The organism is Rubneribacter sp., assembly GCF_965361815.1.
This window is the reverse complement of sequence record NZ_CBDTNW010000077.1, coordinates 1-11431: the sequence shown is the minus strand read 5'-3', so window position 1 is coordinate 11431 and position 11431 is coordinate 1. Positions and strand designations below refer to the sequence as shown.

Annotated in this window: 13 protein-coding genes; 1 reads left to right on the top strand and 12 read right to left on the bottom strand. The window is 67.9% G+C overall.

Annotation, left to right across the window (positions count from 1 at the left end):
* From ACWKY3_RS05910 to ACWKY3_RS05895, 4 genes are all read right to left on the bottom strand, one after another.
* On the bottom strand, positions 1-197 hold a 197-nt coding region (locus ACWKY3_RS05910; RefSeq protein WP_449315501.1), incomplete at its 3' end, for a nitroreductase family protein.
* Between the two features lie 34 nt (positions 198-231).
* Positions 232-429 (bottom strand): hypothetical protein, encoded by a 198-nt coding sequence (locus tag ACWKY3_RS05905; protein WP_449315500.1) that lies wholly within the window; start codon positions 427-429, stop codon positions 232-234.
* Entirely contained in the window at positions 429-2234 is a 1806-nt protein-coding gene (gene lepA / locus ACWKY3_RS05900) for a translation elongation factor 4 (RefSeq protein WP_449315499.1), read from the bottom strand. The genes ACWKY3_RS05905 and lepA overlap by 1 nt, the downstream gene beginning before the upstream one ends.
* Before the next feature lie 110 nt (positions 2235-2344).
* Positions 2345-2788 (bottom strand): hypothetical protein, encoded by a 444-nt coding sequence (locus tag ACWKY3_RS05895; protein ID WP_449315498.1) that lies wholly within the window; start codon positions 2786-2788, stop codon positions 2345-2347.
* Between the two features lie 363 nt (positions 2789-3151).
* Between ACWKY3_RS05895 and rpsT the strand changes: the two genes are divergently transcribed.
* Positions 3152-3664, top strand: coding sequence for a 30S ribosomal protein S20 (rpsT, locus tag ACWKY3_RS05890; protein WP_449315497.1), 513 nt, complete (start codon positions 3152-3154; stop codon positions 3662-3664).
* 110 nt (positions 3665-3774) lie between these two features.
* Here rpsT and holA read toward each other — a convergent pair whose 3' ends face one another.
* From holA to pyrF, 8 genes are all read right to left on the bottom strand, one after another.
* Positions 3775-4749: a DNA polymerase III subunit delta gene (gene holA / locus ACWKY3_RS05885; protein WP_449315496.1), complete on the bottom strand. Its 975-nt coding sequence runs from the start codon at positions 4747-4749 to the stop codon at positions 3775-3777.
* 9 nt (positions 4750-4758) lie between these two features.
* Entirely contained in the window at positions 4759-6996 is a 2238-nt protein-coding gene (locus ACWKY3_RS05880; protein ID WP_449315495.1) for a DNA internalization-related competence protein ComEC/Rec2, read from the bottom strand.
* A 203-nt stretch (positions 6997-7199) separates the two neighbouring features.
* Entirely contained in the window at positions 7200-7886 is a 687-nt protein-coding gene (locus tag ACWKY3_RS05875; RefSeq protein ID WP_449315494.1) for a helix-hairpin-helix domain-containing protein, read from the bottom strand.
* A 222-nt stretch (positions 7887-8108) separates the two neighbouring features.
* Positions 8109-9347 (bottom strand): tRNA uracil 4-sulfurtransferase ThiI, encoded by a 1239-nt coding sequence (gene thiI / locus ACWKY3_RS05870; RefSeq protein WP_449315493.1) that lies wholly within the window; start codon positions 9345-9347, stop codon positions 8109-8111.
* A gap of 207 nt (positions 9348-9554) precedes the next feature.
* The gene (locus ACWKY3_RS05865) at positions 9555-9815 is read right to left on the bottom strand and encodes a DNA-directed RNA polymerase subunit omega (RefSeq protein ID WP_449315492.1); all 261 of its coding nucleotides are present in this window, start codon (positions 9813-9815) and stop codon (positions 9555-9557) included.
* A gap of 8 nt (positions 9816-9823) precedes the next feature.
* On the bottom strand, positions 9824-10396 hold the full coding sequence (gene gmk, locus ACWKY3_RS05860; RefSeq protein ID WP_449315502.1) for a guanylate kinase: 573 nt from the start codon (positions 10394-10396) through the stop codon (positions 9824-9826).
* A gap of 4 nt (positions 10397-10400) precedes the next feature.
* Positions 10401-10709 carry an integration host factor, actinobacterial type gene (mihF, locus tag ACWKY3_RS05855; protein ID WP_449315491.1) on the bottom strand — a complete coding sequence of 103 codons (309 nt, stop codon included), beginning with the start codon at positions 10707-10709 and terminating at the stop codon, positions 10401-10403.
* 223 nt (positions 10710-10932) lie between these two features.
* On the bottom strand, positions 10933-11431 hold a 499-nt coding region (gene pyrF / locus ACWKY3_RS05850; protein WP_449315490.1), incomplete at its 5' end, for an orotidine-5'-phosphate decarboxylase.

Here is an 11431-nt window from a genome sequence, read left to right as displayed (position 1 = left end):
ACAACCTCGGCCAACCGCAAGAGGCGCGCGCGGTCATCCACAACCACAAACGTCCACTCCTGCCGGTTGCGCGCCGAAGGCGCCCATTGTCCGCAGGCGACGATGGCCTCCAGGTCCTCACGGGCGATCGACCGCTCCTCGAACCTGCGCACCGACCGGCGCGACAAGATGGCATCGATGACGGGATTGGTCTTCAACTCAGTCTCCTCCTCCTTCGACCGGCGCGTGCCGCTACGAGGCCAGCACGTCCATAAGCCCCATCAGCACGACCGCCGCCAGCGCGATCAGCACGACCGCGGCAACCAGGCACCCGCAGCCGAGCGCCGCCTTGGAACCGCCCGACATCGCGGCGCGCTCGCGGTCGCGGGCGGCCTTCTTCTCGTCGAACGGATCGTCTATCCAGTCGAACTCCTCTTTGTCCCTGCGCATCAGTCATCCACCTTCAGAATAGCCATGAACGCCTCCTGCGGAACCTCCACGTTGCCGATGGCCTTCATGCGCTTCTTGCCGGCCTTCTGCTTCTCCAACAGCTTGCGCTTGCGGCTGATGTCGCCGCCGTAGCACTTGGCCAGCACGTCCTTGCGCTTGGCCTTCACCGTCTCGCGCGCCAGCACCCGACCTCCGATGGCCGCCTGGATGGGCACTTCGAACATCTGGCGCGGAATGATGCCCTTGAGCTTTTCCGTGAGCACGCGCCCGCGATCGTAGGCCTTGTCGCGGTGCACGATGAACGACAGCGCGTCCACCGGCTTGCCGGACAGAAGGATGTCGAGCTTCACCAGCTTGGAGGCTTTGTAGCCGTCCATCTCGTAGTCAAGGCTCGCGTAGCCTTTCGTGTTGGACTTCAGTTTGTCGAAGTAGTCCAGAATAAGCTCGGAAAGCGGGATCTCCCACAGCATCTCCACCGTGGTGGGAGAAAGGTAGTTCATCGTGACGAAGGTGCCGCGCCGCGCGGTGGTCAGCTCCATGACCGCGCCCACGTAATCGGGCGGGATGAGGATCTTCGCCTTGAGGTAGGGCTCCTCCACGCGCTCGATCTCGCCGGGGTCGGGCATCTCCTGCGGGGAGTGCAGGCTCACCATCTCGCCGCCTTGCTTGTACACGTGGTACTCCACCGAAGGCGCGGTGGCCAGAAGGTCCAGCCCGAACTCGCGCTCCAGACGCTCCTTGATCACCTCCATGTGCAGCAGGCCCAAAAAGCCCACACGGAAGCCGAAGCCAAGGGCGTGGGACTTCTCCGGCTCCCAGGCGAGCGCCGGATCGTTGAGCGAGAGCTTCTCGAGCGCCTCCTTCAAAGGCTCGTACTGGTCGCCGTCGATGGGGAACAGGCCCGTGAACACCATGGGCTTGGCCTCGCGATAGCCCGGCAGCGGCTTATCCACGCCGCCGCGAGCGGCGGTCACCGTGTCGCCCACCTTCACCTGGCGCACGTCTTTCAAGCCCGTGACCAAATACCCCACTTCGCCCACGGAAAGCGCGGGCAGCGGCGTTTCAGCCGGGCGGCGCGCGCCCACCTCCTCCACCAGCACCTCGGTGCCCGTGGCCATCATGAGCACCTTGTCGCCCTTCTTCACGGAGCCGTCCACCACGCGCACAAGCGCCACCACGCCGCGATACGGGTCGAAGTACGAGTCGAAGATAAGCGCGCGCAAAGGCGCGTCCGCGCTGCCCTCAGGCGCGGGGATGTTGTAGACCACGGCCTCCAAGAGGTCGTGCACGCCCGCGCCGGTCTTGCCCGAGGCGAGCACCGCATCGTCGGCGGGAATGGCCAGGCCCTCCTCTATCTCCTCGCGCACGCGGTCGGGCTCGGCCGCCGGCAGGTCTATCTTGTTGATGAGCGGGATGATCTCGAGGTTGGCGTTCATGGCCATCATGGCGTTGGCCACCGTCTGCGCCTCCACGCCCTGCGTGGCGTCCACCACAAGCACCGCGCCCTCGCAGGCGGCCAGACTGCGGCTCACCTCGTAGGTGAAGTCCACGTGCCCCGGCGTGTCGATGAGGTTGAACTGGTAGGTCTGCCCGTCGTCGGCCGTGTAGGCCACGCGCACGGCCTGGCTTTTGATGGTGATGCCGCGCTCGCGCTCGATGTCCATGCTGTCGAGCAGCTGGGCCTGCATCTCACGCGCCGACACGGTGCCCGTAAGCTCTAAGATGCGGTCCGAGAGCGTGGACTTGCCATGGTCGATATGCGCAATGATGGAGAAGTTTCGTATGTGGTTCGGGTCGGTGCTCATGTCCTGTCTTTCGCAACACGGGACGCGCCGGCTGACGGGCGCGGCGCGTCTCCTCAGGTCGTTCGATCCTACATTCTAGCAGCGCGGGGGGCGTAGGGCTCCGGACGGCATCACAACTCCACGGCGGCGTGGTCGACGTTGTAGCCCTCCTCGCTCACCACGAGGACGGCCTTCGACGAATCCCCGTCCGGGCACAGGACCCACGGGCCGTCCGAGGGGAACTCGATGTTGGCCACACCGCCTGCGGTTTTGCATTCGGCCACCCGCACAGGAACGAACGACGACCCGTCCTCCGAGGTGAAGCGCGGCTCGCACACGACCACGCTTAGTGCCGACGCGTTCACCGTCGCAGAGGCGCCCACAGTTTGGGCGCCGGGAAAGCCCTGCGAGGGCGCGTCGTAGACGGCCTTCTCCTCGGAATGACAGCTTGAGCAGTCCTGCGACGCGTCCACCACCTCGTGAGCGGCCGGCGAGCAGCCGGCAAGCGCCAAGGCCAGGAAGACGGACGAGAGAAGGGCGGGCAAAGCGGGCAGGGCGCGTTTCGCGAAGGCCATGGGCGGTCGTCCTTTCAAGAAAAATACGCGGTTTCCAAGATTTCCCGTGAAAACGGGCGTGTCCTTTGCTATTCTAACGCATTGCGTATCCAGCGACACGTGCGCGCGATGGGTTCAACCATCGCCGGATCGGCAGACGAGGCTGCGTTTTCACGATTCGTCTCGCTGGATGGCCGATAGGCTGACGGAGCAGGGAAATCCCGCCTGGCTCCACCATGCGCCATCGCCCAAGGCGGGCGGCGTCCTGCCGGAGCGCGCGCATGGCCGTCGGACATCCCCGCGCGAGCATGCTTCGCCGGATGCGCACGGGGCCGCAAGGTCCCGCGCACGTACGGAAAACGATTCATTGGAGGAAGCACGCACATGGCCAACATCAAGAGCCAGAAGAAGCGCATCATCACCAACGAGAAGGCCCGCATGCGCAACCGCGCGGTGAAAAGCGAGCTTAAAACCGCCACGCGCCACGTGAAGGACGCCGTGGCCGCCGGCAACGGCACCGAGGCCTACGCCGCCGCGCTGGCCGCCTGCCGCCTGATGGACAAGGCGGCTTCGAAGGGCGTCATCCACAAGAACCAGGCCGCCAACCGCAAGAGCGGCATCATGCGCCTGGCCAACACCGTGGTGACCGACGCCGACCGCGCCGCCTACGTCAAGCCGCCCAAGAAGAAGCAGAAGACCGGTTCGAAGAAGGCCGAGCGCAAGGCCGCTCGTCTCGCCGAGCTTGAGGCGGCCGCCAAGGAGAAGGCGAAGCGCCGCGAGAAGCAGCTCAAGATGGAGGCCGAGGCCAAGGCCCGCAAGGCCAAGGAAGCCGAGGAGGCCGCCAAGGCCGAGGCTGCCGAGGCTGAGGCTGAAGGCGCCGAGGAAGCCGCCGAGTAGACGATCCATCGGAGGTCGCAGCGCGATCCGTCCGCATATCAAGAGCGAGAAAGCCCCGGCGCGCCGGGGCTTTCTCGCATGTCGGGCCCTTGCCGTATCGAACGCCGGCCCTAGCGGGCCGCAACGAAGAGCACCCAGTCGAGGAACGCGGCGTCCGGATCCGATCCGCTTTTCATGGCCTGCTCGGCGTCGCGAGCCGACACAAGGGCCCTCCGCAGCTCCTCGGCGGAGAAACCCCGCGCCCATCGAACGTGGTTCTTCACGCGCCAATCGGGCGCCTTGAGCGCGGCGGCCACCCCGCGCGGGTTGCCTCGGTCGGCCAGGGAGCGGGCGCACACCAGCTCGCGCAAGCGCGTCGTGCACATGGCCAGGAGCGCATGCGGCGAAACCGACTCCATGCGCCCCAGATACAGCAGGCATCTGCGAACGTCGCGCGCGGAGAAAGCGTCGACAAACTCCCACGGCTTGACCTCGGCCGTGCGGCTGACCAGCGAGATGACCTCGCTCTCGTTCACCGCGTCGCCGCCGCGGTGCGCAAGGGCGATCTTTTTGAGTTCGCTGTCCAGGCGCACCGTGTCCTCGCCCGCCAGCTCCACCAGCTTCGCGGCGGCGCCTTCCGTGAGGACAATGCCGTGGCCTGCGGCCATCGAGCGGACCGCACGGGGAAGCTCGTGGCGCTTGAGGGGGGCGCAGTCTATGACAGCGGTCTTGCCGTGCTTGGCCACGGCCTTGTACAGCCGCGTGTTCTTCGCCAGCTTCTCGGCGGAAAGCGCAAGCACGGTGGTGCCGCACGGTGCGTCAAGGTAGGAAACCACCGCCTCGGCGTCGGCCTTCCTCAGCTTGTCGGCCGCGCGCACCTCCACCAGGCGCACGGGGCTGGCGAAGGGGACCGTGTTGCATGCCGCCACGATGTCGGCCCCCGAGGCGGCCTCGCCGTCGAACTCGTCGGAATTGAACGACAGGTCGCCCAGGGAAGAGAGCCGCGCCCGCAGGCGCTTTGCCACGGTGGCCCGTTTGAGCGCATCCTCCCCGCACGCCAAGTACACGGGAAGCAGCGGGGCGCTCTGTTCGCTTTTGTCGGTCATGGGGCCATTCTACCGCAGCGTCCGCACCTCGATGCGGTCGGGTCCTAATTTGCACGAAACGTCCCCTTGCAGATCCGTCCTGAACACGGAGGCGCCCGCAGCCTCCAGAAGCCCTATCGTCTCGGGCGCGGGATGGCCGTAGCGGTTGTTCTCTCCCGCGCTCACCAGCGCTATGCTCGGCGACAAGGCGGCGGCCGTCTTGTCGTCCAGGGCGTTTTTCGAACCGTGGTGGCCCACCTTGTAGATGTCGACGTGCCCCACCGCGCCCTCCTCGACGAGCCGCCCCAGCTGCTCGCGCTCCGCGTCGCCAACGAACAGGGCGCTCCAGTCGGCCGCGCCGTCTCCGTCCACGTCCGCCTTTGCCGCAAGGCACAGGCTGTCGGCGTTGCCTCCCTCGTCAGCGAAGCGATCGGGCCACACCACCTCGAGCCCGAACGCCCCCACGTCCAGCTCATCGCCCTTCGACAGCCCTTGGACGCCGTCGGCGCCCACCAATTTCGCGGCATCCTCCACCAGATCCTCGCACGATGCGCAGCCGCATGAGAGCGCGTCGTTCGCAACAAGGACGCACCCCACCTCCACAACGCCCGCAAGCGACCCAAGCGCCCCTTTGTGATCGTCGTCCCCATGCGTGACCACCACGGCGTCCAGCCTCACAACCCCGTGGCGCGCGAGCGCCTCCCGCAGCAGGCCCTCCTGGTTGCCCGTGTCCACGAGCACGGCCGCCCCGCGGCTGCGGATAAGAAACGCGTCGCCTTGCCCCACGTCCAGCATCACTATCTCGTCCCCGGCAAGCCGGGGCAGCACCAGCGCGCAGGCGGCGAGCGCGCAGGCGCACAGGGCGCAGGCCGCGGCGAGCGCCCGTTTGCGCGGAGCCGGCCACACAACCCACAGCGCAACCGCCATCGCCGCCGACAGGGCGAGCGCGGCCGGAACGGGCAGCGACGCCGGAACGCTCGCGTGCGGAATGCAGGCGAGCGCCGACACGGCGCGCACCATGGCCTCGGCTCCGCCGCAGGCGAGAGTCAGCAGGAAACCGGAGGCGGCCGGCGCGGCCAAGGCGGCCAGCACCGCCGCCAGACCAACCGAGCACACCGGCGCGAACAGGGGCGCAACCACCGCGTTCGCAATCGGCGACGCCAGCGGAACCTGCGAGAACATCGCGGCCGACAGCGGCGTGGCCAGGATGCTCGACGCGCCGGTGAGGGCCAGCGCCTCGCCGACGAAGCGCGGAAGACGGGGGAAGAGGCGCGCAAGCCAGGCCGTGCCCAAGCCTGCGAACAGCACGATGCCCAGCGTCGAGAGCGCAGAAAGCGCGAAGGACACGGACAGCGCCGTATGCGGCTTTACGACGATGCACCCGACCATGCACGCGGCGAGCGCGCTGAGGGCGGCAGGCCGGCGTCGGGCGGCGAACGAGAGCATTCCCGCGAAGGCCATGACGGCCGCCCTTACGGCCGAGGGCGGAGCCGCCGACAGCACAAGGTAACCCAGCAACAGGAGCGCCTGGAGAACCTGGGCGATCGCACGGGGTACCCGCAAAGCGCGCAAAAGGGACGAGGCGAACGCCGAGACGATGGAGAGATGGGCGCCCGACACCGCCACCACATGCGCGAGGCCCGTTGCCTGGAAGGACCGGTACACATCGTCGTCCAAGCCGCCGCGCCAGCCGCACACCAAGGCGGCCAGCACGCCCGATGCCGCGTCGCCGCGCTCGGCGAGCAGGTCCACGGCGCCGTTGCGAACGGAAAGAAGCCCTGCCGCCAGGCCGCTTTCCTCCCCCGGCGCAGCCTCGCCCACGCGAACCTGCGCAACGGCGCCCTGGCGCCAGCAATACGCGGCCGAAGAGCCGGAGGGGGCCGCCAGGGACGCCTCGGCCTCGAACACGTCTCCGTAGCGGGGAACGCCGCACTCCCCCGACAGCCGCACCTGCGCCACATGCGACGACCCGTCCGGAAGCGTCGCGCGCGCAAGGCAGCTTGCGCCGTACAATCCCTCGCTTCCGTCCGCCAGCGCAAAGAACCGACACCGGCCGAACGCCCCTTCCGCCTCCTCTTGGGAGGCGTGCTGCGCCGCGCCCGCCCACGCTCCGCAGCACGCCCCCAAAGCCGCGCCCAGAACGAGTGCCCATGCGAGCACGGCGCGGCGGCGCCAAATCGCTGCCGTCGCCGCACCTGCGGCCGCAAGGCCGCCGAGGCCGACCAAAAGGCACGCCGAAACGCCCCATCCTTGCGCTGATAGCAACACTACGGCGCAAGACGCCCACAAACCGAGCGCGCACGCGAGCGCGGGGGGCAGCGCAGGGCGAGGAGGGAGGGTTCGGCCTTGGCCCGCCCCCTCCCCCGCAAGCTCGGATTCTGCGACGAACACCGCCCGTCCGCGCCGGCGCGACGGAAGCCCGACCGCGCAAAGCCGCTCGACCGCCCTGCGGCCGCGCGCGGACAGGCGCCCTACCCAACGCATATGGAGTCCGCCAGCTCGGCGTACTTCTTGTCGCCGATTCCCGACACCCGCTTGAGATCCTCTATGGTGGAAAACGGGCCGTTGGCCTCGCGATCGGCCACGATCTTGGCCGCCGTGGACGGACCGACGCCCGGCAAGACGTCCAACTCCTCGGCCGAGGCCGTGTTGATGTTCACCTTGCCGCCGCCCGCTCCGGCAGACCCCGACGACGTCGACCCTCCGGAATCCGCCTGAGGCTGCGGGGGCGCCTGAAGCTCCTCGACGGTGGGGACCATCACCTGCTCGCCGTCGACGAGCACCCGCGCCAGGTTGAGCGCGTCGGCGGCAGCCCCTTCGGCGAACCCGCCGGCGGCGTCCACCGCGTCTTGAACGCGCGACCCCTCGGGCACCTCCCGCACGCCGGGCTCCCGCACCGCACCGCCCACGTGCACGACCACGGTGGCAGCCTCCTGCGGCGGCTCGCTTTCCTGCGACCCTTCCGCACCTGCCGCCTCCTGAGCGGCTTCGCCCTTCGAGACGCTGAACCCCTCCGACGACAGCGTTTTGGCCACGCCCCCGCCCGCTATCGCGATCACCGCCAGCGCCAACGCGGTCAACCCCACCAGCACCGGCAGGCGCGCCCCGCTCATATGGGCTTTGGCTCGCAAAGATTCGGCGTCTTCGGCAAACGACACGGCATGCTCCCTTCCCTCGAGGACAAGAGCATACCAAGCGCGCCTTGCGCGGACATGGCGCACATCCAGCGCGCTTCCGCGCGGATCCGACGCGTTTCCAACGCGGTCCCCGCGGAAAACCGACGCGCCGCCAACGCAGAGTGGACGCGAATCCAATGCGGATCCAGCACGGATCCAGCGCAGTTCCAGCGCGCCCTGCGAAAACGCGCGGAAAGTGGGCTTCTAACGCGCCGCCTCAGCCGTCGCGGGCGTGCGACGTGCCCGGGGCCGGTAGGCGGCGCACGCGTAGTCGCGAACCTCGGCGGCGTCGGCCAGCTCGCCCACCCAGCGCTCGATGGGAAGAGCGTCCTCGGCCTCCAGCACGACGGACAGTTTCGCATGCGTCTCAGGAGAGCGCGGCATGAACAGCGTGCAGCAGTCGGGCGCGTCCTGCGACGATATGTCGAACGTGCCCAAACGCTGCGCCTCGCCGATGATCTCCAGCTTGTCCGTGCCGATGAGCGGGCGGAACACCGGAAGCTGCACCGCCGCGTCGGTGCAGCGGATGTTGTCGAGGGTCTGCGAAGCCACCTGCCCCAAACTCTCGCCCGTCACAAGGGCCCCCGCGCCCTCGCGGCGGGCAATCTCCTCGGCCACCTTGAACATGAGCCGGCGGTACATGATGATGCGCAGGGAGGGCGGGGCCGAGAGCGCTATCTCGCGCTGGCAGTCGCCGAAGGGCACCGTGTGCACACGCGCGATGCAGCCGGTGCGCTCCAGCACGCGGGCGATGTCGTCCACCAGGTACTCGCTTGCATCAGAGGTCTGCGGGCGGCCGGAGAAGTGCACGCCCACGCACACCGCTCCCCGCCGCGCCATCCGCCAGGCGGCCACCGGGGAATCGATGCCCGACGACAGCAGGCACGCCACGGTGCCCGAGCTGCCCACCGGAAGCCCGCCGACGCCCGGCAGGGAGCGGGCGTACACGTAGGCAGCCCCTTGGACCACCTCCACGCCGACGGTGAGGTCGGGGTCCTTCATGCGCACCCGCTTGTCCGGATACGCCGCGCACAAAGCGGCGCCCACTATGCGGTTCATGTCCATGGAGCCAATCTCGAAGTCCGTGTGGTTGCGCCGGGCCGCCACCTTGAACGACGAGAACTCCCCCGCCTCGTCCATGGCCGCGCGCGCCGCCCGGGCCATCTCGTCCAAGTCGCGGGGGCACTTGAACCCGCACGACACGCGGGCCGTGCCGGGCACCTGTCCTATCAGGTCGGCGGCGGCCTTCGCCGTCTCCCAGCCCGTCCCCTCCTTCAAGAACACGCACAAACGCCCCGCAATCCGGTGGATCGTCACCACGGGGAACGCCCCCAGCAGCGCCTCCAGGTTCTTGAGCAGCCTTGTCTCGAACGTTGCGCGGTTGTGGCCTTTAAGCCCTATCTCATGGTAATGGACCAGGCAGATGCGTTGGAATTCAGTCATGGGAAACCCCTCGGGCGACGCGCCTCTCGCGAACGAAAGCGCGCAGGTTGACGTGCAAGTCAGCGCGAACGGCCCCAGCGTCGAAGATTGCCCGCCACGCCGCCGCACGCGCTTTCGCACGCAAGGACGCTCTCGCAAGGGGCAAGGTTCGGTGCTGGGGCCGTTCGCGGTGTCGGCAAGCTCCGCTGGCCGCAGGCCAGCCAAGCTCTAGTGGTTCTTGATGTCGATGCTGGCCGGGTCGTAGGACACCTCGCCGCGGGCGATCTCGCCGAAAGCCAGCGACAGCGGCTTCTTGTCCGCCGCACGCGCTATCTCCACAGCCGTCTGCAGCTGGATGGCGCGGTCGCGCTGGCCCCGCATCATGTCGTTGATGTCGTGGGCGCGCTTGGACGCCAAGGCGCACAGCAAAAACCGGTCGTTGTCGGTCCGGTCCAGCAGTTCGTCGATCTTCGGTTCGATGATGCTCATATCGTGTCTCAACCTCGTGTCTTCTCGGCTTGCTCGTTCACATAGGCCGTCAACGCCGCAACGGCCTCCTCCAGATCGTCGTTTACAAGCCGTATATCATACTCCATTTTGCGCGAAAGCTCCACCTTCGCCGCAGCCAAGCGGGCAGCCACCGCCTCGTCGGACTCCGTGCCCCTTCCGCGCAGACGCGCTTCCAGCTCTTCGAGCGAGGGAGGCTCGATGAACACCAAGTGCGCCGAAGGGAAGCGCTCACGCACCTGGAATCCGCCTTGCACGTCTATCTCGAGCACCACCTGGTCTCCCCGAGCGATGTGCTCCTCCGCGCCTTTGCGGGGCGTCCCGTAGCGGTTGCCGTCGTAGGTGGCCCACTCCAAAAGCCCGTCGTCGTCCACAAGGCGTTGGAACTCCTCGTCGGACACGAACAGGTAGTGGACGCCGTCGACCTCCCCTTCCCGCGGCTCTCTTGTGGTGACCGAGATGGACACCCAGACGTCGGGGACCTCCTGCACAAGACGGGCCACCAGCGTGCCTTTGCCGGCACCCGATGGCCCAGATACGACGAACAGGTTTCCGTTGCGCACGGAACTAACCAAGACGCTCCAGCAAAGCGCTCTGCTGGCGCTCGCCCAAACCGCGCAGGCGGCGGCTCTCGGCGATCTGCAGCTCCTTCATGATCTTCTCAGCCTTGGCCTTGCCGTAGCCGGGAAGCGTCTCAATGAGCGTGGAGACCTTCATGCGGCCCACGACGGAATCGTCCTTCATCTCGAGAACCTGCTCGAGAGTGAGCTTGCCGGATTTCAGATCGTCGCGAACCTCCGCGCGCTTGATGCGGGCGGCCTTCGCCTTCTCCAAAGCGGCCTGGCGCTCTTCGGGGCTGAGTTGAGGAATAGCCATCTGTTTCTCTCCTTCGTGTTCCGTGAAGCGATGCGCCGATACTAGCATGCAATCGCTTGTTTCACCTTGTCATTTGCCGGAAATTCAAAAAAATTCAAGGGGCGGGCACACATTGTAGGCGCAAACCGCCTCCCTGTCGACCCCCCGTCGGCCAATCGTCATCTTCCCAGACCGCCTCAGAAAACCTCCGAAAGCACGCGGGCCGGTCGGAAAGGCGCGGCGCTCACAGCTCCGACACGATGGCCTCGAACGCCGCAGCCGGATCGGGCGCCTGCGTGATAGGACGGCCGATGACGATGTGCGAGGCCCCGCTCTCGAACGCCTGCGCCGGCGTGGCGACGCGGCTCTGATCGCCCTTGTCGGCGCCTGCGGGACGCACGCCCGGCGTGACGATGTAGGCGTCGGGTCCGAGGATCTCGCGCAGGCGCGCGGCCTCCTGCGGCGAGGCCACCACGCCGGAGATGCCGGCGCGCTTGGCCTGCTCGGCCAGCACCACCACCTGGTCGGCCATGGCGCGCGAGACGCCCGTCTCGGCCAGCGCCGCATCGTTCATGCTGGTGAGCACCGTGATGCCGAGGGTGGCCGGCACGGGGTGGCCGTATTCGGCGGCCGCGCGCTCGGCGCCGCGCTGGGCGGCCGCCATCATGTCCACGCCGCCCACCGTGTGCATGGTGAGCATGTCGGCCCCGCTGCCGGCGGCGGCGTAGGCCGCGCCTTCCACC

Coding starts and splice junctions, on each gene's coding strand:
- lepA (WP_449315499.1), bottom strand. CDS start 2,234: ATGAGCACCGACCCGAACCACATACGAAACTTCTCCATCATTGCGCAT.
- ACWKY3_RS05895 (WP_449315498.1), bottom strand. CDS start 2,788: ATGGCCTTCGCGAAACGCGCCCTGCCCGCTTTGCCCGCCCTTCTCTCG.
- ACWKY3_RS05905 (WP_449315500.1), bottom strand. CDS start 429: ATGCGCAGGGACAAAGAGGAGTTCGACTGGATAGACGATCCGTTCGAC.
- ACWKY3_RS05865 (WP_449315492.1), bottom strand. CDS start 9,815: ATGAGCATCATCGAACCGAAGATCGACGAACTGCTGGACCGGACCGAC.
- rpsT (WP_449315497.1), top strand. CDS start 3,152: ATGGCCAACATCAAGAGCCAGAAGAAGCGCATCATCACCAACGAGAAG.
- mihF (WP_449315491.1), bottom strand. CDS start 10,709: ATGGCTATTCCTCAACTCAGCCCCGAAGAGCGCCAGGCCGCTTTGGAG.
- thiI (WP_449315493.1), bottom strand. CDS start 9,347: ATGACTGAATTCCAACGCATCTGCCTGGTCCATTACCATGAGATAGGG.
- holA (WP_449315496.1), bottom strand. CDS start 4,749: ATGACCGACAAAAGCGAACAGAGCGCCCCGCTGCTTCCCGTGTACTTG.